The 20,183-nt window shown below is 56.2% G+C and carries 15 protein-coding genes and 1 riboswitch; of the genes, 8 read left to right on the forward strand and 7 right to left on the reverse strand.

Features of this window, described 5'->3' with window-relative positions:
* The 6 genes from ntrB to SMB34_RS00630 all read left to right on the forward strand — a co-directional run bounded on the left by ntrB (position 1) and on the right by SMB34_RS00630 (position 6,056).
* Complete coding sequence (ntrB, locus tag SMB34_RS00605) at positions 1-831, forward strand: nitrate ABC transporter permease (RefSeq protein WP_007092352.1); 831 nt, start codon at positions 1-3, stop codon at positions 829-831.
* Positions 832-842: 11 nt separating this feature from the next.
* Complete coding sequence (locus tag SMB34_RS00610) at positions 843-1,772, forward strand: ABC transporter ATP-binding protein (RefSeq protein WP_037987124.1); 930 nt, start codon at positions 843-845, stop codon at positions 1,770-1,772.
* Between the two features lie 36 nt (positions 1,773-1,808).
* Entirely contained in the window at positions 1,809-2,249 is a 441-nt protein-coding gene (cynS, locus tag SMB34_RS00615) for a cyanase (RefSeq protein WP_007092354.1), read from the forward strand.
* A 253-nt stretch (positions 2,250-2,502) separates the two neighbouring features.
* Positions 2,503-3,207 (forward strand): glutathione S-transferase N-terminal domain-containing protein, encoded by a 705-nt coding sequence (locus SMB34_RS00620; RefSeq protein WP_037987458.1) that lies wholly within the window; start codon positions 2,503-2,505, stop codon positions 3,205-3,207.
* Positions 3,208-3,347: 140 nt separating this feature from the next.
* The gene (locus SMB34_RS00625; RefSeq protein WP_037987126.1) at positions 3,348-4,529 is read left to right on the forward strand and encodes an adenosylhomocysteinase; all 1,182 of its coding nucleotides are present in this window, start codon (positions 3,348-3,350) and stop codon (positions 4,527-4,529) included.
* Positions 4,530-4,712: 183 nt separating this feature from the next.
* Positions 4,713-6,056 (forward strand): ferredoxin reductase family protein, encoded by a 1,344-nt coding sequence (locus SMB34_RS00630; protein ID WP_037987459.1) that lies wholly within the window; start codon positions 4,713-4,715, stop codon positions 6,054-6,056.
* A gap of 76 nt (positions 6,057-6,132) precedes the next feature.
* Here SMB34_RS00630 and SMB34_RS00635 read toward each other — a convergent pair whose 3' ends face one another.
* The 3 genes from SMB34_RS00635 to ccrA form a co-directional block, all read right to left on the reverse strand.
* Entirely contained in the window at positions 6,133-8,232 is a 2,100-nt protein-coding gene (locus SMB34_RS00635) for a methyl-accepting chemotaxis protein (protein ID WP_037987127.1), read from the reverse strand.
* Between the two features lie 234 nt (positions 8,233-8,466).
* Positions 8,467-10,134: an acyl-CoA dehydrogenase family protein gene (locus SMB34_RS00640; RefSeq protein WP_037987128.1), complete on the reverse strand. Its 1,668-nt coding sequence runs from the start codon at positions 10,132-10,134 to the stop codon at positions 8,467-8,469.
* A gap of 153 nt (positions 10,135-10,287) precedes the next feature.
* Positions 10,288-11,568: a crotonyl-CoA carboxylase/reductase gene (ccrA, locus tag SMB34_RS00645; protein ID WP_007092360.1), complete on the reverse strand. Its 1,281-nt coding sequence runs from the start codon at positions 11,566-11,568 to the stop codon at positions 10,288-10,290.
* Positions 11,569-11,870: 302 nt separating this feature from the next.
* Here ccrA and SMB34_RS00650 point away from each other — a divergent pair, with 302 nt between their 5' ends.
* Entirely contained in the window at positions 11,871-13,928 is a 2,058-nt protein-coding gene (locus tag SMB34_RS00650; RefSeq protein WP_037987131.1) for a protein meaA, read from the forward strand.
* A gap of 23 nt (positions 13,929-13,951) precedes the next feature.
* On the opposite strand, the gene SMB34_RS00655 is transcribed toward SMB34_RS00650, so the two are convergent.
* From SMB34_RS00655 to ispH, 4 genes are all read right to left on the reverse strand, one after another.
* The gene (locus SMB34_RS00655; protein ID WP_231858548.1) at positions 13,952-16,351 is read right to left on the reverse strand and encodes a putative bifunctional diguanylate cyclase/phosphodiesterase; all 2,400 of its coding nucleotides are present in this window, start codon (positions 16,349-16,351) and stop codon (positions 13,952-13,954) included.
* Between the two features lie 245 nt (positions 16,352-16,596).
* Positions 16,597-17,040, reverse strand: a complete 444-nt coding sequence (gene rnhA / locus SMB34_RS00660) for a ribonuclease HI (RefSeq protein WP_007092363.1) — start codon at positions 17,038-17,040, stop codon at positions 16,597-16,599.
* Between the two features lie 6 nt (positions 17,041-17,046).
* Positions 17,047-18,021: a homoserine kinase gene (locus tag SMB34_RS00665; protein WP_037987135.1), complete on the reverse strand. Its 975-nt coding sequence runs from the start codon at positions 18,019-18,021 to the stop codon at positions 17,047-17,049.
* Positions 18,022-18,053: 32 nt separating this feature from the next.
* Positions 18,054-19,001 (reverse strand): 4-hydroxy-3-methylbut-2-enyl diphosphate reductase, encoded by a 948-nt coding sequence (gene ispH, locus SMB34_RS00670; protein ID WP_007092365.1) that lies wholly within the window; start codon positions 18,999-19,001, stop codon positions 18,054-18,056.
* Positions 19,002-19,266: 265 nt separating this feature from the next.
* Here ispH and SMB34_RS00675 point away from each other — a divergent pair, with 265 nt between their 5' ends.
* Positions 19,267-19,821: a hypothetical protein gene (locus tag SMB34_RS00675; RefSeq protein ID WP_007092287.1), complete on the forward strand. Its 555-nt coding sequence runs from the start codon at positions 19,267-19,269 to the stop codon at positions 19,819-19,821.
* Between the two features lie 235 nt (positions 19,822-20,056).
* Positions 20,057-20,180: riboswitch (glycine riboswitch) on the forward strand.
* Positions 20,181-20,183: the final 3 nt, after the last annotated feature.

A 20,183-nucleotide genomic window follows, 5' to 3' on the forward strand; every position in this document is an offset into this window, starting at 1 on the left:
ATGATCGCATCCCTGAATGCCAGGGCGCTGCTGTTGTCTGCTGTTTTGCTGGCGGTTCTTCTTGGAATATGGGAGGCCGCCAGCCCCCAGCAGAAACTGGGCAGTGAACTGACAGAATATGAAATCCTGATGGGCGGGGCAGAGCCAAAGGCCGCTGTGCCGCCGCCATCTGCGGTGTTCGTCAAGGCGTGGGAAGAACTTTCCAACCCTTTCTATGATGCCGGTCCCAACGACAAGGGGATTGGCATCCAGATCGGTTATTCGCTTTATCGCGTGCTGTCGGGCTATTTTCTGGCCGCCGCAATTGCCATTCCGGCCGGGTTCCTGATTGGCATGTCGCCATTGATGTATCGCGCGCTTGATCCGTTCATCCAGATCCTTCGCCCGATTTCGCCGCTGGCGTGGATGCCGCTTGCGCTGTTTGTCATTCAGGACAGTCAGGCATCGGCGATCTTTGTGATCTTTATCTGTTCGATCTGGCCGATGCTGATCAATACGGCCTTTGGCGTTGCCGGTGTGCGCAAGGATTGGGTCAATGTCGCGCGCACCCATGAACTTGGTACGCTTAAAACCGCGTGGATCGTCATCCTTCCGGCGGCGGCACCGACCATCCTGACGGGGATGCGGATTTCCATCGGGATTGCGTGGCTGGTGATTGTGGCCGCCGAGATGCTCGTGGGGGGTACCGGCATTGGCTATTACGTCTGGAACGAATGGAACAATCTGGATCTGACCAGTGTGATCTTTTCGATCCTGATGATCGGCCTTGTCGGGATGCTTCTTGATACGGCGTTCGCCTATTGCGCCCGCCTTGTGCAGTACCAGGAATAAGGAAAAGCACCATGCCAACACCCTTCCTGAGCGTACAGGGACTAAGCAAACGGTTTCCCGGCCCCAAGGGCTCCGATCCGTTAACCGTGTTTGAGAACGTCAATCTGGGGATCGAAAAGGGCGAATTTGTCTGCATCATCGGTCATTCGGGCTGCGGCAAATCGACGATCCTGAATATCCTTGCCGGGCTGGACGAGCCGACCGACGGGGCGGTGATCATGAATGGCAAGGAAGTATCGGGGCCAAGTCTTGATCGCGGTATCGTGTTTCAGAACTATTCCCTGTTGCCGTGGTTATCCGCGCTTAAAAACGTGACCTTTGCCGTGCAGGCGCGCCATCGCAACTGGACCAAAAAACAGGTCCATGATCATTCGATCAAATATCTGGAAATGGTGGGGCTGACCGGCGGGGCGGAGCTTCGCAAGCCATCGCAATTATCAGGTGGTATGCGGCAGCGCGTTTCGATTGCGCGGGCCTTTGCCATTCAGCCGGAACTTTTGTTGCTGGATGAGCCGTTTGGGGCACTGGATGCCCTGACACGTGGCAGCATTCAGGATGAATTGATCCGTATCTGGGCCGGGTCGGATCAGACCGTTTTCATGATCACCCATGATGTCGACGAGGCGATCCTTCTTGCCGACCGTATCCTTCTGATGACCAACGGCCCCTATGCCAGGGTCGCGGAATCGGTACAGGTCGATATCGAACGCCCGCGCGTTCGCGCCGATATCATCCATCATCCCGACTATTACGACATTCGCAACCATCTGGTCGAATTCCTTGCCAAACGGTCCCGCGAACTGGCCGGAAAACGCGACGAGGATGGCGTTTCCGAACCAAACGTCATCCGTTTTGGCCTGAATGGGCCGGTTGCCAATACATCCAACAAAGGTGCCGGGGAAACACCTGCGCGTGCGCGGGTGGTGAATGGTGCCGACTAATCCGTAACGACACAGACAGTGAAGTGGAGAAAAGCTGTGAAAAAAGCAGATGTGAAAGAACTGATCATTACGTCCAAAAAAGCCAAGGGCCTTGGCTGGGAAGAAATCGCCAGCAAGATCGGCATGTCCCCGGTCTGGACCACGTCGGTCTGCCTTGGCATGAATTCCGCGCCCAAGGAAAAGGCCGACATGCTGGTGGCCCTGCTTGAGCTTCCGGCGGAGGCATCCGCCGTGCTGCAGGAATGCCCGATGAAAATCTGGGAACAGGCGGTGCCGACCGATCCGGCGGTTTACCGCATTTATGAAATCATGGGCGTTTACGGCGAAACGATCAAAGAAATCATCCATGAAAAGTTCGGCGACGGCATCATGAGCGCAATCGATTACGAGATGTATATCGAACGCAAGGCCGATCCGAAGGGGGACCGTGTTGTCGTGACCCTTGATGGCAAATTCCTGCCGTATCGTGCGTGGTAATATCGGCAGCGGATGAATATTGATCCGCATGTCGCAGTCCAGTCAGGCCAATCTGCATTTGCGGGTTGGCCTGATCTGTTGTTGTCGCAGGACTGAAACAGGGCGGGAAACAGTCAATTGCCAAATTCGCGCTGGCGGGAAGGCCGTCTTATCCTGCATCTTGGGGACATCACGTTGGATAGGGGTTGATGATCTGGCGCAATGTGCGATCCCATCAACCGCCATGACCCTCATCAGGAAGGATAACAATCAGATGGCTGATCTGTCCGCATTTGACATCACCAAACGCTGGCCCGCCAAGGACCCCGATATCCTGCAGCTTTATTCCCTGCCGACGCCAAACGGGGTCAAGGTTTCGATCATGCTGGAAGAAACCGGTATCGATTACGAGCCGCATTTCATTGATATCGGCAAGGACGAAACCTGGACACCGGAATTCCTGTCGCTGAACCCGAATGGCAAAATCCCGGCCATCATTGACCCGAGCGGCCCGGATGGAAAACCGGTTGGCCTGTTTGAATCGGGCGCAATTCTTTTGTATCTGGCGGAGAAAACCGGAAAATTCCTGTCGTCTGATCCGATTGCCCGGATTGAAACCATCCAATGGGTGTTTTTCCAGATGGCGGCGATTGGCCCGATATTTGGTCAGCTTGGCTTTTTCCACAAATTTGCCGGGCGCGAGTATGAGGATAAACGCCCGCGGGATCGGTATGTTGGGGAATCCAAACGTTTGCTGGGGGTTCTGGAAACCCGTCTTGCCGGGCGTGACTGGATCATGGGTGATGAATATACCATTGCCGATATCGCGACCCTTGGCTGGGTGCGCAATCTGATCGGTTTCTATGATGCCGGGGCACTGGTGGATTATGACAGCTTGAAAAACGTCCCGGCATGGCTTGAACGCGGGCTTGCGCGACCGGCGGTAAAGCGCGGTCTGGAAATTCCGGCGCGTCCTTAGTTTGCCGGGGTTGTGCAATCAATTGGCCCGCCGGATGAAAAATCTGACCAGCCGGTCAGAAATGCTTTTCATCCGGCCGGGCTGGGATTAACACATGGGGGTAATCCAGTATTCGTCCCACGTTTCAAGCGAGCCCACCCATGACCACCGCCCAGACTACCAGCCGTATCAAGGACCCGGCACTTGCCGCCAATATCACCGATGAAACCCTTGCCTGGCGCGAGGTGATCTGCCCGGTGACCGCCAAATACGGCAATTACGTTGCCAAACGTGATCTGCGTGACAAAACCATCGTCAGTTTCCAGCACGTTCTTGAAGACACCATTCCGACCCTGTTGCCGTTTGTCAAAGCGGGTGCCAAGGTCAAGGTCGGGGCGTGCAACCCCGATAGCACCGACGATGTTGCGGCGGCCTATCTGGCGGCGAACGGGGTCGAGGTCCATGCCTTTTCCGGCATGACGCCTGATGAATATGCCAAAAGCATCGATATCCTGTCAGACAGCCCGGCCGATATCGTGGCCGATATGGGTGGGGAGCTGATCGAGGCGTTCGTGAAAAAGGGCCATAAGGTTGATGGCGCGCTTGAAGCGACCACGACCGGCGTTCACCGCGTTGAAAAGCTTGATTTCACCTTCCCGGTCTTTAACTGGAACGATATCGCGATCAAGGATCGCCTGCATAACCGCCATCACGTGGCGCAGGAAATGTGGCCGGTCTTTTCCAATGTGACCGGTCTGGCGCTTTATGGCCGTTCGGTTCTGGTGATTGGTTTTGGTCCGGTCGGGCGCGGCGTTGCGGAACGGGCGCGCAATCTGGGTGCGGTGGTATCGGTTGCCGAACGCGATCCGGTCCGGGCCCTTGAAGCCCAGCATCACGGTTGCCGGGTTGTTGGCCTTGAAGACGGCCTTCGGGAATGTGCGATTGTCGTTACCGCGACGGGTTTTTCCGGCATCCTTGGTGCGGATCAGATCAAGCTGGCGCGTCGCGGTGCCATTCTGGTCAATGTCGGCCATTCCAATACCGAAATCGATGTCACATGGCTTGATACGCAGGACCGCACCCGCATGCGCCGCTATATCGAGCGTTTCACGCTTGAGAATGGCAAGGAAGTCTACCTTCTGAACCGTGGCAGCCTTTTGAACCTCGCGCCGGGCATGGGGGGATCGGGCAAGGATCTGTTTGATCCGTTTTCCGCCATTCTGATCCGCGGGATCGACTGGCTGGCATCGGGTGGGGCAGCGTCATTCAAGCCGGGATTCTATGCCTATCCGGCGGATGTCGAACGCGAAATTGCCGAGGCGGTTTTGCATTCGCATAGCTGACGGGACGGGAAATGCAACAGGGCGGGGATATCGATTTCCCGCCTTTTGTATCAGAACCGGTATTTTGATACGGTTTGATACAAGTTAATGCCCCAGCTGGCATAATATGGTGAAGTTTTTCTGGTTAGTTCATTCCGTTGTCGGGGTGTTCCCGGCTGCGGGGTGACATTCGGGACCACGATCATGAAAAACATATCGCTGATTTATGCCGGTTTTCTTTCTGTGATTACGCTGCTTTGGCTGGCGGCCAATCCGGGCCTGTTCGAGGTTGCCGAATTCATTCAGCTTCGAAATTTCATGGTCCAGTATTTTGGCACCCTGTCGATTGCCATCATGAGCCTGATCATGATTTTGGCGACACGTCCGGTATGGCTTGAAGATTATACTGGCGGCTTGGATAAAACCTATCGGCTGCACAAATGGCTTGGCATTACGGTTCTGGTGACATCCGTGATCCACTGGCTTTGGTCGAATGGCCCGAAATGGGCATCGGCCCTTGGTCTGATTGAAGGCGGTCGGCGCAGGTCGCATGGGGATCAGACCGGATTTTCCCAGTTACAGGGCTTCTTTGCCGGTCAGCGCGGCTTTGCCGAGGGGATTGGCGAATGGGCGTTCTATGTTGCCGCGGCCCTGATGATTATTGCGCTGATCAAATGGTTTCCCTATCGCTGGTTTGCCAAAACACACACCTTTATCGCTGCGGCGTATCTGGTGCTGGTGGTGCATGCGATGTTCCTGTTTGAATTTGGCAACTGGATCAGCCCGATTGGCATTGTGACGGCTGTGCTTCTGATCGCGGGCACGATATCGGCATGTATTGTCCTTGCCGGGCGGGTCGGCCGTAACCGGCAGGTCGCCGGAAAGATCGTCAATATCGTGCGTCTGCCTGATATCGATACCGTGCAGATCACCATCATGCCCGAGGCGGGCTGGAAGGGGCACAGGGCAGGGCAGTTTGCCTGCGTTGCCTTTGGGGATGACGAACGCCCGCATCCCTTTACGATCTCCTCGCACTGGAACCCGGAATTCCCGCAGATCACCCTGCTGGTGAAGGCACTGGGCGATTATACGGAAACATTGCCGGATAATTTGCGCGTCGGGGGTGACGTCCGGCTTGAAGGGCCCTATGGCCGGTTCACCTTTGGGCAGGGCAATGATCGTCAGGTCTGGATTGCCGGTGGTATCGGTTTGACGCCGTTCCTTGCAAAACTTGAAGAACTCGCGCTGAAACCGGCTGCGGGCGAACAGAAGATCGATTTCTATCAGGTCGCCCCGAGCGAGGATGCGACCCTGATGGACCGTATCCGGCAACTGGCGCACAAGGCCGGGGTTACCCTGCATGTCTGGCGCGACGATGTGGACGGCCTTTTGAAAGCGGACCGGGTTCGAGCCGATATTCCCGACTGGCATGCCGCCAGTTTCTGGTTCTGTGGGCCACAGCCGTTTGCCGCAGCCCTGAAACGCGATCTGGTCCGCGAGGGGTTGCCTGCCAAATCATTCCATACCGAACTGTTCGAATTTCGCTAGGTCAAAATGCAAAAGGGGCAGGTCTTGTGATCTGCCCCTTTTTTCAATCTGCGATCTGGCGGGCAGCCCGATCTGATCAGGCGCGATATCCGATGCGCAGATTGCCCCATTGTTCGCCATTCACGACAATCGGGATGTCGCATTCCTTCATGAACACGACTTCCGATCCCATGTCGCGGAAATAGGTCTGCAACAGTTTGGGTTTGGTGTTGCGGGCCGCCATCAGGCCGGCCCGGTCGTCAAAGATACGGCGGTTGCGGCAATTGCCCATGTTCCATGCCGGTTCACCGGGGCGTTGTGGCTGGCTGTAAACCTTGTTATGGGTCGGCAGGAAGCCGTTGATATCCACCCCGGCGGCAAAGACGATATGTTTGTCGTTTTGCAGGATTTCTTCCTGCAAGGGGGTGAAATGCCGGTCGGTAAAGGGGATGTATGGCGTCATGAACTGTATCGGATCAGAGCCCTCAATCGGTTCGTAGCGGGGACGGAACAGATCATCTTTGCGGATCTCGCCGCTGCGGATACCGTTTTCCAGTACCTTTGCCAGTTTGGCCGCCAAGGGTGCGCCCAGTTCGGCGATCTTGTTGTCGTGATCGCGGGTTTTTTGCAAAAGCCCCATGATCGTGCGGTTGGCGTCTTCGTCCAGTTCGGTGAATTGGACATGCGATCCCAGACCTGAAACCGCCTTCAGGATGCCGTGCAAACGTGTGGTGCCATCAAGCAGGATCGAAACCGGTTTGCCATTGTCCTGATCGCTGGCCTTGATCCGCGCCAGAAGACCGGCAACCGACATATCGGCGGAAACGCCCTTGCGTTTGTCGCCATTGCCGAAATCCATTTCGATATCAACGGCAATCGGGACGCGTTCCTGATTGCGGCGGTTGCTGCTGTCACTGGTGCGCAGAACAACGCGGAACCGGTTTTCCATTTCGTTGATATCCTTGCGGATATTCGAAGAAAGAATACGCAGGTTTTCCGATGTCTTGCTGGCATTGTGCGATCTTTCGCTGGCCAGTGCGATGTCGCTGGAAATGCCCTGCATGTGGGTGGAAACTTCCTGCGCGCTGGTTGAAATCTCGCTGATGGCGGCGGTCTGTTGCTGAACCGATGATGCGATATCCGATGAAAGCTGGCTGACTTCGTCAATCGCGCCGCCGATGCCCTCAATCGCGCCAACGGCTTCGGAGGTTGCGTCCTGAATGGCGGTGATCTGGGCGTTGATGTCGGAAATGGCTTTTTCGGTTTGGGATGCGAGGTTTTTCACCTCGTTGGCAACAACCGCAAAGCCTTTGCCGGCATCGCCCGCGCGGGCGGCTTCGATGGTCGCGTTCAGCGCCAGCATCTTGGTCTGATCGGAAATGCGTTTGACGATATCGACAACCTTGCCGATCTCGCTTGCGGTGTCTGACAGGCTGTTCATCGTGACCGATGTTTCCTGCGCGCGGGTCACGGCCTGACTGGCGATGTCGTTGGTTTTGTGGATGCGGTCGGCGATTTCCTCGCTCGATGCCTGCAATTCCTCGGTCGCGGAGGCGACGGTGGAAACATTGTTGCTGGCAATGGCGGTGGTTGACGTGATCCGTTCAACCAGTTCCGACAGATCATGCGCATCGGATGCCATGGTTTGCGCGACGTCATTGGTACGTCCGGCCTGAAACCCGACTTCGGCGATGATGTTATCGGTTTCGCGTTCGATGATTTCCGACATCGACTGGATTTCCGATGCCGACCTTGCCTGTGCCGCGTGGCGTTCGGCCTTGGCCATCAGGCAGGCCATATCGCCCATCAGCATCGAACGGCAGGCATCGAGAACGCCGGGATCGCGTCGGCCGCGTCCCTCGGATGCTGCCAGTTTGGCGAAATTTTCGATTGTGTTGTGGTAGGCTTGGACGATGCGGCTGGCGGGGATGCCGGCAATGGCATCGGCAAGAATGTGATCGGCAAAGCAGGCATCGAAATCCGATCCGCTATTGGCGGCCATCAATGTGCGCAGGCGTTTGGCCAGTTCGCTGACATGGGCCTTCGGATCGTGCGGATTGCGGCTGCTTTGGCCTGTGCCAAACAGCTCGGCCAGAAGTCCCTCGGCGAGCTTGTCGGCATGTTTGTCAAAGATTTCACGCGCAGCATGTGCACGCGTGAAAATTGCATTTTCCGGTGATGCAGACGCGTGATTCATGAAACGTCTCTCCCTGTTTCCCCATCGGCACATCAGGCCGCGCAGGCTTCGATTTTTTCGATTTTTTACCTGCTGATTGGGGTGATGTTACCACCGCAAGGTAGGTATAGAGATATCATACTTTAGGTTGACACAAGAAAGAGGCCCGTCAAGGGTGACGGGCCAAGTTTACCCAGGTTTTTCACCGGGGCCACGGTTCGCTGGAGAGAGACGACATCAGGGACCAATCGTTGGCTATCGGCCCAGAAGACCGCGGGTTACCACATGCGCCTGTATTTCGGCCGCTCCTTCGAAAATGTTCAGGATGCGGGCATCGCACAGAACCCGGCTGATCTGGTATTCAAGCGCGTAGCCATTGCCGCCATGGATCTGAAGCGCGTTATCGGCGTTCGACCACGCAACGCGCGCGCCCAGAAGCTTTGCCATGCCGGCTTCGATATCGCAGCGGATATCCTGATCTTTTTCGATGGCGGAAAAATAGGTCAGTTGGCGAGCGATCATGGTTTCAACCACCATCCAGGCGATTTTGCCGTAAACCCGCGGGAAGCTGTAAAGCGGATTGGAAAACTGGATGCGGTCGTGTGCGTAGCGCATGCCGATTTCAAGCGCGTTCTGGGCGACGCCAACCGCACGCGCAGCCGTCTGGATGCGCGCCGATTCAAAGGTCGCCATCAATTGCTTGAAGCCCTGGCCCTCATCCCCGCCCAGAAGGTTTTCGGCGGGGACTTCGAAGCCGTCAAACGACAGTTCGTATTCCTTCATGCCGCGATAGCCAAGCACCTCAATCTCGCCGCCGCTCATGCCCTTGGCCGGGAACGGATCATTTTCCGTGCCACGCGGCTTTTCGGCCAGCAGCATGGATAGCCCGCGATATCCGGTTTCATCGGGGTTGGTGCGTGCCAGAAGCGTCATCAGGTCGGAACGCGCCGCGTGGGTGATCCATGTTTTGTTGCCGGTGACCTTATAGGTATCGCCATCCTTGGTCGCGCGCGTGCGCAGATGCGCCAGATCCGATCCGTTATTGGGTTCGGTGAAGACCGCGGTTGGCAGGATTTCACCCGATGCCAGTTTCGGCAGGTAATGTTCTTTCTGCGCGTCGGTGCCGCCAAGGCGGATCAGTTCGGCGGCAATTTCGGACCGGGTGCCAAGCGAGCCCACCCCGATATAGCCGCGCGAGAGTTCTTCTGTCACGACGCACATCGCGGTTTTACCCATGCCAAGCCCGCCGAATTCTTCGGGGATGGTCAGGCCGAAAACGCCCAGTTCGGACATCTCGTTGATAATTTCAATCGGGATCAGTTCGTCACGTTCGTGCCAGCCATGGGCATGCGGGCTGACTTTTTCGTCAACAAAGCGCCGGAACTGATCGCGGACCATATCAAGGGTTTCGTCTTCAAGCCCGGTTTCGCCAAAGCGGCCGGTATCGAGGCTGTCCTTGATCTGGTCGGCAATGGCGCGCCGGGTGGCGTCGCTGTTGCCCGAACCGGTCAGGGTCGCAACCGCGCGGCTGTCGCCAAAGGCGGCTATCACATCGCCGGGAACGCCAAGGGTTGAAAGGCGGATAAATTCGCCCTGCGACATTGGAATGCCGCCCTGAATTTGTGCGAGATATTCGCCAAAGGCCGCCTGAAGGATCAATTGTTCAAGCGTTCCGAATTTGCCCTGCGTTTCAAGCCGATCAGCCCATGCCTTCATCTGCTTAAGTGCTGTGACATAGGTTGAAAACCATGCAAAGCCATGGGCGGCATACTGGTTTTCATCCAGTGCGCTGGCATCGATTTTGCCATCCACCGTCACGCTTTCGCGCATGGCGGTTTCGGCGGCGTGATGCACCGGGGCAAGGGCCGCCAGCGCATCATCGCAAAGCCGGGTCAGTTCGGGCAGCAGGGCTTTATCACTCATCGGTCTGGTCCTCGGGTTCGGTCCATCTGGTGCATGAAGCAGACTATCATTGTTGTCCTGCCGGTTGGGCAAGGATTGAAAAGTGGCAGCCCCGATGCGGATCGGGCGAGAACGCATCAGGGCCGCCAACGGTCAGTCGACGCTTTATGTGGGTTAGGCGTCGACTGCTTCTTCAAGGGTGCGCATGCCCGGGCGTTTGGCCTGAACCAGAACGGCCATGTTTCCGGGCTTGTGTTCGTTGCGCATCATTTTCATATGCGCACGCGGAATATCGTCCCAGCCGAAAACTTCGGACATGCTGGGATCAATGCGGCGTTCAATCACCAGCTTGTTGGCCTGGGCGGCCTGTTTCAGGTTGGCAAAGTGGCTGCCCTGAATGCGTTTCTGGCGCATCCAGACAAAGCGCGCATCGAAGGTCAGGTTAAAGCCCGTCGTCCCGGCACAGAACACGACCATACCGCCGCGCTTGACCACATTGCACGATACGGGGAAGGTCTGTTCGCCCGGATGTTCAAAGACGATATCAACGTCATTGCCCTTGCCGGTGATGTCCCAGATCGCCTTGCCGAATTTGCGGACTTCTTTCATATAGTCGCCAAATTCCGGGCCATTCACGGTTGGCAACTGGCCCCAGCAATTGAAATCCTTGCGATTGATCACGGCCTTGGCCCCAAGGCCCAGCACGAAATCGCGTTTGCTTTCATCGGAAATCACGCCAATCGCATTGGCACCCGCCGTGGTGATCAGCTGGATCGCCATCGATCCAAGGCCACCCGACGCCCCCCAGACCAGAACATTGTGACCGGGGCGCAGGATATGCGGGCGATGGCCAAACAGCATGCGGTATGCGGTGGCAAGGGTCAGCGTGTAACACGCACTTTCTTCCCATGTCAGGTGTTTGGGACGCGGCATAAGCTGCTGGGCCTGCACACAGGTGAACTGGGCGAATGATCCGTCCGGTGTTTCATAGCCCCAGATGCGCTGGGTGGGCGAGAGCATCGGGTCACCGCCGTTGCATTCCTCGTCATCGCCGTCATCCTGATTGCAGTGAATGACGACCTCGTCACCGACTTTCCAACGCGTGACCTTTGACCCAACCGCCCAGACAATGCCCGACGCATCCGATCCCGCGATGTGATAGGGCAGGTCATGCACGTCAAAGACCGAGATCGGCTTGCCAAGCGACGCCCACACACCGTTATAGTTCACACCTGCCGCCATCACGAGGACGAGGACCTCGTGGCTGTCGGGCTGGATGACGGGCAGGACTTCGCATTGCATGGCGGTATCGGGTTCGCCATGACGTTCACGGCGAATGGCCCAGCCATACATATTTTTCGGCACATGACCCAGCGGCGGGATTTCGCCGATTTCATACAGGTCTTTTTCTTCATGACCACCACGGAACGGCAGAACTTCAGCAGTCGTATTCATGGCCTTCACTCCTTGTTCGGGGTCGATCCGGGATGCGCTGTAAATGGCTGGTAATAAAATTACCTTGTGTTGCGCTGCGGTCGACGAATCCTCCAAGCCACGGAACTTGTGATATTTTCCCTGAAATGCACCGGTTTCCCTTGGGTTGTAGCCGGGTTCCCCGAATGCTTTCTTAGTTTTTGCTTTTATCGCGTTGCACAAATTGTTATATAATTATCCAAGTGATGTCTAGTAGGTAATTTAATAACGTTTTCTTGTAATAAACATAAAGCTTTTGGGTAATAAAGATACGCGAGGTCGCCATGTCGATGGAAAATCAACGCAGTGCAGCAAAGCCGGAACGCGACCGCCCGTGGTTGATCCGTACCTATGCCGGGCACAGTTCGGCCAGCGCATCGAACGCGCTGTATCGCCAGAATCTGGCAAAGGGGCAGACGGGGCTGTCGGTCGCGTTCGATCTGCCGACCCAGACCGGTTACGATTCGGACCATGTTCTGGCGCGCGGCGAGGTCGGCAAGGTCGGCGTGCCTGTATCGCATCTGGGCGACATGATGACCCTGTTTGACAGTATTCCGCTTGATCAGATGAACACATCGATGACGATCAACGCACCGGCGGCATGGCTTTTATCGCTTTATATTGCCGTTGCCGAAAAACAGGGAACGCCGCGCGACAGCCTGCAAGGCACGACCCAGAACGACATCATCAAGGAATATCTGTCACGCGGGACCTATATCTTCCCGCCGGCACCCAGTCTGAAACTGATCACCGATGTTGCGGCCTTTACCTATCGCGAGGTTCCGAAATGGAACCCGATGAATGTGTGCTCGTACCATTTGCAGGAAGCAGGGGCGACTGCCGAGCAGGAACTGGCCTATGCGCTGGCGACTGCGATTGCCGTGCTTGATGCGGTCAAGGCATCCGGTCAGGTGCCCGAAGAAGATTTTGCCAAGGTTGTCGGGCGCATTTCATTTTTCGTGAATGCCGGTATCCGGTTTGTGACCGAGATTTGCAAGATGCGGGCATTTTGCGAATTGTGGGATGAAATCACGCGGGATCGTTATGGCATTTCCGATGAAAAATATCGCCGGTTCCGCTATGGCGTGCAGGTCAATTCGCTTGGCCTGACCGAACAGCAACCCGAAAACAATGTGTATCGCATCCTGATCGAAATGCTGTCGGTGGTGCTGTCAAAGAATGCGCGCGCGCGTGCCGTGCAGCTTCCGGCGTGGAACGAGGCCCTTGGCCTGCCGCGCCCGTGGGATCAGCAATGGTCGCTGCGCCTGCAACAGATCATGGCCTATGAAACCGACCTTCTGGAATATGACGACCTGTTTGACGGCAATCCGGCGATTGAACGCAAGGTCGGATTGCTTAAGGACGGTGCACGCGAAGAACTGGCGAAAATCGATGCCATGGGCGGGGCGATTGCCGCAGTCGATCTTGGTTACATGAAACAGGAACTGGTGCGATCCAATGCGCGCCGTCTGGCCGATATCGAAACCGGGCTGACCAAGGTGATCGGTGTGAATGCCTATACCGAAACCGAAGCATCACCCCTGACATCGGGGGAAAAATCGATCCTGACGGTCGATGACATGGCCGAACAGGAACAGATTGAAAAGCTGAAAGAATGGCGGGCCGGCCGGGATCAGGCCGCGGTTGCCAGAAGCCTTGCCGATCTTGAAGCCGCCGCCCGCGAAGATCGCAACATCATGGAAAGTTCGATTGCGTGTGCCCATGCCGGGGTCACGACCGGGGAATGGTCGGAAACGCTGCGTCAGGTGTTTGGCGAATACCGTGCGCCGACCGGCATCACATCGATGATCGTGACCGGTGACGAAGAAGACATCAAGAAACTGCGCAGTCGCGTGGACGAGGTTTCCGAAAAACTTGGCGAACGCATGAAAATGCTGGTCGGCAAGCCGGGGCTGGACGGCCATTCCAACGGGGCGGAACAGATCGCGGTCAAGGCGGGCGATGCCGGGATCGACGTGCTTTATGATGGCATTCGCTGGACACCTGATGAACTGGTGCGCAATGCTATCGACGAAGGCGCGCATGTGATCGGGCTTTCGATCCTGTCAGGGTCGCATGTGCCGCTGGTGCGCGAAGTCGTGAATGGGTTGCGTGCCCACGGGGCGGGGCATATCCCGGTCGTTGTTGGCGGCATCATCCCGGATGCGGATATGCTTGTCCTGCGCCAGATGGGGGTATCGGCGGTTTACACGCCCAAGGATTACCAACTGGTCCGGGTGATTTCCGAAATTGTCGATCTGGTGGATCGCAAATCAACCGAACATCCGGCACCGCGTAACATCGAAGGCAAGCCGGAAGGAGCCGGAACGGCGATTTATTGATTGCGGCGGTTTTGCGGATTTGCTCAGCTCTTGACGGCAACCCGTGCCTGTTCAGTGCCGTGGCGTTCAAGAACCCAGCTTTCAAAGGTTGCGGCGGGCAGAGGTTTGGCAAACAGGAAGCCCTGAATGAAGTCGCATCCCTTGTCGCGCAGATATTCGTGCTGTTCGACTTCTTCGACACCTTCGGCGACGACTTCAAGATTAAGGCTGTGGCCCAGGCCGATCACCGCATCGACAATTGCCTTGTCATCCATATCGACATGGATGTCGTTGACAAACGACCGGTCGATCTTGATCGACGAAACCGGGAAACGTTTCAGATAGTTCAGCGATGAATAACCGGTGCCAAAATCGTCAATCGCGATCCGCACGCCAAGGGCCTTAAGCTCGTTCAAGGTGGAAACGGCCTTTTCCGGGTTGTTCATCAGGATCGATTCGGTGATTTCCAGTTCCAGCGTGCCATCGGGCAGGCGGGTCTGATCCATGATTTTGGTAACAGAACGGACCAGTTCGGCATCCTGGAACTGTGCCGGTGACAGGTTCACCGCGATCCGAAGGCCCGGCAATGTGGTTTCCCGCCAGATTTGCGTCTGTTGGCAGGCCTTGTTCATAACCCATGCGCCCAGCCGGTTGATCAGGCCGCATTCCTCGGCCACCGAAATGAATTCGCCCGGCAGGATCAGACCACGATCCGGGTGGTGCCAGCGCACCAGTGCCTCCGCGCCGACAACCCGTTCGGTGCGGCAGTCGATTTTCGGCTGATAGTAAAGTTCAAGCTGATCATATTCGAGCGCGTTGCGCAGATCTTCTTCGATGGTTTTGCGTTCCTTGACCCTCTCGTGCATCGACGGCAGGAAGAACCGGTAATTGTTGCGCCCTTCGGCCTTGGCGGCATACATCGCCATATCGGCGTTTTTGACCAGCTGTTCGGGATTCTCGCCGTCTTCGGGGAACAGGGTGATGCCGACACTGGCGGTTGAATGCAGGCGGATGCCACGGCAATCGAATGGTTGGCAAAGTTCATCGATGATGCGCTGGGCAAGGGCGATGGTGTCTTCGATATTCTGCACATCGGTCTGGATGATGGCAAATTCATCGCCGCCAAGGCGGGCGGCGGTATCGGAATCACGGATGATCCGTGACAGGCGCTGCCCCATTTCCTGGATCATCAGATCGCCGACATCATGGCCAAAGTGATCGTTGATGTCCTTGAATCGGTCCAGATCGACAAACAGCACCGTGACCCCGCGCTGGAACCGGCGGGCGGATAGCAATGCCTGACGCAGACGGTCAAGGAACAGGGTGCGGTTCGGCAGGCTGGTCAGGACGTCATGCACGGCGAGATGGCGCATGCGGGCTTCGGTCTGTTTGCGTTCGGTAATGTCGGTATAGGTCGCAACGTAACCGCCGCCGGGCATCGGGTTGTGGTCCACCTGAACGACCCGGCCATTCGGGCGGGTGCGTTCCATGCGGTACGGTTCGCGACGGCGCGCAATCGCCACCCGGTCGGAAATCAGGGCCTGAATGCTGACATCGCCATATTCGCCGCGTTCGGCGTTGTAACGCAGGATATCGGAAAGCGGTGTGCCTTCCTTGACCAGATCGCGCGGCAGGTTCAGCAATTCGATATAGCGTTCGTTCCAGACCATCAGGTTCAGGTCCTGATCGAACAGGCAGATGCCTTGGCCGATATTGTGAAGGGTTGCTTCGAGAAGGGCCTGTTTGCGCTGGGCTTCTTCCTGTGCCTGCCCTTGCAGGGTCACCATTTCATTATATTCGCGAATCAGAAGACCCAGTTCATCGGAACTGTTCCATTCCACCGGACGGCGCAGGCGGCCATGCTTGGTCATGCGGATGGAATGCAAAAGCCGGTTCAGCGGTTCCTTGATCGACCGTTTGTTGGCGATCAGAAGGCTGGCGGCGACAACCGCAATCAGCAGACCGAACAGGATCATGTCGATCACCATCCGGCGGAACAGCAAATCCTGAACACGGGCTTCTGTGAAGTAAATCACAAGTTCGCCGACGTCATGACGCACATTATTGCGTTCAAAGAACACGCGCCGTGACAGACGCAGGGTGTCGTTCAGTTCGGATTGTGACACGCCGGTATGGGCAAATTCGGTGCCGTCAGCACCCAGTGCCAGCACGGCGACAATATCGCGATCCCGGCTCATGGCATTCAGGGCGGATTCGATATTGTCGACATCCAGATACCAGAACGGTGTCGCCAGAACGCGGGCATTGATGTCGGCGGTCTGTTCGATTTTTTCAGTCAGGTCGTCACGCAGAACCGTGTAACTGACGTATCCGAAGACAACGAACAGCGCGAGGGAGAACAAGGAAACCAGCGGCAGCGCGATAAAAAGCAATCGGCTGCTAAGCGACTTCCGTTGTAAAAAGCCGTACGATCCGCGCGACAAGCGTATTTCTCCTCGGCACCCACTATCGACTAGTTAATGGCAACCATACCCGACCTTAGGATGGGGTCCAACACCCCTGACACTGACGTTACTCAATCTGGAAGTCAGCCCAAAAGCAAGTTTGATTTCATTTTTTTCATATAGCGTTCACAAAAAGCAATCCGATCCATCTATTTTGGATCGAAGTGCAGCAGCTTCAAGCACTTGTATGCCAGTTTATTTCGGATTTCTTATTTAGGGCGGGTTTATTTCGGCACGGCCTGACGGGCGAGTTCGTCGCACCGTTCGTTTTCCGGGTGTCCGGCGTGTCCTTTGACCCAGTGCCATTCAACTTTATGCGTTTTAAGAGCTTCCAGAAGCCTTTGCCAAAGCTCGACATTTTTGACGGGCTTTTTATCCGCCGTTTTCCAGCCGCGTTTCTGCCAGCCGAAAATCCATTTGGTAATTCCGTCGCGGACATAGCTGCTGTCGGTGTAGATATCGACAACACAGGGACGCTTTAACGCTTCAAGCGCGCTGATGGCGGCCATCATTTCCATGCGGTTGTTGGTGGTTTCCGGATCGCCGCCCGACATTTCCTTTTCCACGCCATTAAATCGCAGGATCGCGCCCCAGCCACCGGGGCCGGGATTGCCGCTGCACGCGCCGTCGGTATAAATTTCGACGCGTTTATTGTCCGTTCCGGTCATGTAATTCTATTCCTCGCCCAGGCCATAGGCACTGGCACTGTCGATCCGTTGATGGAAACGCAGTTTATTGATGTATTCGCGCGGGTTTTTCGGCGTAACCAGCGCGTCCTTGGGCGTGTTGATCCAGTCATAAAGACGGGTCAGCAGGAACCGCAAAGACGCCCCGCGTGCAAGGATCGGAAGGGCGGCCAGTTCGTCATCTGACAATGCACGCACCTTGCCATAGCTTGACAGAAGGTTGCGGGCCTTGGTGACGTTGAAACTGTTATCAGGTTCGAAACACCAGGCATTCATGCAGATCGCAATGTCATAGGCCAGAAGGTCATTGCACGCGAAATAGAAATCGATCAGGCCCGATACGTCATCCTTGCCCGGGAAGAAAAACACGTTATCGGGGAAAAGGTCGGCATGGATCACGCCCGCAGGCAACTGATGGGGCCAGTTGGCTTCAAGAAAGGCCAGTTCATCCTCGATCAGTTTTTCAAGGCCGGGCTGAACGCCGTTGGCATCGGCACGGCAGCTTTCAAACAGCGGGCGCCAGCCCGTAACGCTTAGCGCATTGCCAAGATACATGTCGAAATCCTGACCGGCGGTGTGCAGTTGCGCCAGTGCTGCACCAAGCCCGGTGCAGTGATGGGGCATGATCCGGCGTGGCGACATGCCGTTCAGGAAGGATGTGATGGCGGCCGGACGTCCGCACAAACGGCGTAACGCAACCCCGTCCTTGCCGTGGATCGGTGTCGGGCAATTCAGCCCCTTGGCCGACAGATGATCCATCAGGCCCAGATAAAACGGCAGGTCATCCGGGTTCACACGCTTTTCATACAGGGTCAGGATGAAGGATGCCTGATCGGTCTGAAGCAGGAAGTTGGTATTTTCGACACCCTCGGCGATTCCCTTGAACGAAATCACGGTGCCGATATCGTATTCGGCAACAAAACGGGCGATATCTTCGTCAGAAACGTCGGTATAGACGGCCATGGGATATCCGGATTTCCTGCATCAGGGCGGGGTTAGCTGGCAAGCTGGCGGGGCAGCTTGAAGGTGACGTTTTCATTGGTCAAAGTCAGGGTTTCGACCGTGACGTTATAACGTTCACGGCAGGCATCGATGACTTCCTCGACCAGGATTTCCGGGGCGGATGCGCCCGCGGTAATGCCAAGCGTCGAAATACCGTCAAGCTTGGACCAGTCGATATCCTTGGCGCGTTCGACCAGAACCGAACGGTCACATCCTTCGCGTTTGGCGACTTCGACCAGACGGTTCGAGTTTGACGAGTTTGGCGCGCCCAGAACCAGAATGGCATCGGCATCGGTCGCGATCAGCTTGACCGCGTGCTGGCGGTTGGTGGTCGCATAGCAGATGTCTTCTTTTTTCGGGACCTCGATCGCCGGGAAGCGGCGTTGCAGGATCGAGATGATCTTGGCCGTATCGTCCAGCGACAGGGTGGTCTGGGTCACAAACGCAAGGTTTTCGGGGTTTTCGACCTGAAGGTTTTCGGCGTCTTCTTCGGTCTCGATCAGGGTCATGCTGCCCGGTGGCAACTGCCCCATGGTGCCGATGACTTCGGGATGACCGGCATGGCCGATCAGAAGGATATGTTTGCCATCTGCATGGTGGCGTTCAGCCCCACGATGGACCTTGGACACCAGCGGGCAGGTCGCATCAAGATATTCAAGCTGGCGGCTTTCGGCGGCTTCGGGGACCGATTTCGGCACACCGTGCGCGGAAAAGATTACTGGCACGCCATCCGGGACGCTATCGAGTTCATCGACAAAAACAGCGCCCATATCGCGCAGGCGGTCGACCACGAATTTGTTGTGGACGATTTCGTGGCGGACATAGACTGGCGCGCCATACTTTACCAGCGCCTTTTCGACGATCTCGATCGCACGATCCACCCCCGCACAGAAACCGCGCGGGTTGGCAAGGATGATCCGAAGGTCGGCTTTGTCAGACATGATACGGGTCCGAATGTTCATGATGCGCGGCATATCGCCGCGATTATTCAAATGTCTTCGTTACATAACCCGCCAGCACCGTGCACGCAATGACAGACACCGTGTAAAGATGCATGTTCAGCTATGTCCGGCCATGTATTTACGCCCCATACCGCGATTTGAAACGGAAGCGGGTTGTGTCGCCATATCGGAGCGAATAGACTGCGCGCGGTTGTGCCCATGGTGGGGGATGACCGCGAATTTGACCAGTTCTATAGAGGCTTGGATGACGATTGCGAACGGACTGCGGCGTGTTTGTGCATTGGGTTTGGTGTCGTTTGCCGGTTTTCTGGCGGCGTGCAGCAGCAACCCGTTCGAAGAGCAGCCGGTTCCGGCATGTCCGCGGGCCTTCCTGCCCAATGATACCGCCCGACTGGTGCAGTTCAGCGGTCAGGGCAAGGACCTGACCGATGTGATCCTTGAAGCCGAATTTGGCGGTTATCTGGGTGATTGCGGTTATGACCTTGATGACAAGATCCTGAACGTCGTGATCAGCCCGGTGATCAATGCCGAACTGGGCCCGGCCGCACAGGGCCGCAACGCAAAACTCCAGTATTTCGTAGCCCTTAAGGACCCGTCTGGCGAGTTTATCCAGAAGAATCTGTTTGATGTCGACATGGCGTTTCCGAGCAATTTGAACCTGGCGCGGTATCGCGACGAGCAGGTGACTTTGAACGTGCCGCTGGACGATATCTGGGCCGGTCCGGACTATGAAATTTACCTTGGTTTCCAGCTGAGTGCCGATCAGCTTGATTACAATCGACGCTTCGGAAAAAATTAATAATCCGGCCTATTATTCATTTTTAGTGAGTAATCAAATCCCGCCCGCCTCGCGTGGCGGGATTTTCGTTTCTGAACAAAAGTTCGTTTTCGGTAATCCTCATACAAAATAATGGACATTTGCCGGAGGGGCAAAAAAGGGCTTTTAATCCTCATACCAATGGATGGGGTGGAGAGGATATGATTTTTGGGGCTGGTCTGGTCGGATTCAAATCCGTATAAGGAGGCATACCCAAATGATCCCCGTGGGAGAGTGCCACGGTCTTGATTGATGTGCGTGATTACATCGATAGGGATTGCGCGGACGCCGAAGGAGCAACCACCCCGGAAACTCTCAGGCAAACGGACCGCGGGGAGATGGGA

It is taken from the genome of Thalassospira permensis NBRC 106175 (genome assembly GCF_000714555.1).
GTDB lineage: Bacteria > Pseudomonadota > Alphaproteobacteria > Rhodospirillales > Thalassospiraceae > Thalassospira > Thalassospira xiamenensis.

What these genes read in the sequence shown, in the direction of transcription:
- ntrB (WP_007092352.1), top strand. Translation starts at nt 1, where the DNA reads ATGATCGCATCCCTGAATGCCAGGGCGCTGCTGTTGTCTGCTGTTTTG.
- SMB34_RS00610 (WP_037987124.1), top strand. Translation starts at nt 843, where the DNA reads ATGCCAACACCCTTCCTGAGCGTACAGGGACTAAGCAAACGGTTTCCC.
- SMB34_RS00620 (WP_037987458.1), top strand. Translation starts at nt 2,503, where the DNA reads ATGGCTGATCTGTCCGCATTTGACATCACCAAACGCTGGCCCGCCAAG.
- SMB34_RS00625 (WP_037987126.1), top strand. Translation starts at nt 3,348, where the DNA reads ATGACCACCGCCCAGACTACCAGCCGTATCAAGGACCCGGCACTTGCC.
- SMB34_RS00630 (WP_037987459.1), top strand. Translation starts at nt 4,713, where the DNA reads ATGAAAAACATATCGCTGATTTATGCCGGTTTTCTTTCTGTGATTACG.
- SMB34_RS00635 (WP_037987127.1), bottom strand. Translation starts at nt 8,232, where the DNA reads ATGAATCACGCGTCTGCATCACCGGAAAATGCAATTTTCACGCGTGCA.
- SMB34_RS00640 (WP_037987128.1), bottom strand. Translation starts at nt 10,134, where the DNA reads ATGAGTGATAAAGCCCTGCTGCCCGAACTGACCCGGCTTTGCGATGAT.
- ccrA (WP_007092360.1), bottom strand. Translation starts at nt 11,568, where the DNA reads ATGAATACGACTGCTGAAGTTCTGCCGTTCCGTGGTGGTCATGAAGAA.
- SMB34_RS00650 (WP_037987131.1), top strand. Translation starts at nt 11,871, where the DNA reads ATGTCGATGGAAAATCAACGCAGTGCAGCAAAGCCGGAACGCGACCGC.
- rnhA (WP_007092363.1), bottom strand. Translation starts at nt 17,040, where the DNA reads ATGACCGGAACGGACAATAAACGCGTCGAAATTTATACCGACGGCGCG.
- SMB34_RS00665 (WP_037987135.1), bottom strand. Translation starts at nt 18,021, where the DNA reads ATGGCCGTCTATACCGACGTTTCTGACGAAGATATCGCCCGTTTTGTT.
- ispH (WP_007092365.1), bottom strand. Translation starts at nt 19,001, where the DNA reads ATGTCTGACAAAGCCGACCTTCGGATCATCCTTGCCAACCCGCGCGGT.
- SMB34_RS00675 (WP_007092287.1), top strand. Translation starts at nt 19,267, where the DNA reads ATGACGATTGCGAACGGACTGCGGCGTGTTTGTGCATTGGGTTTGGTG.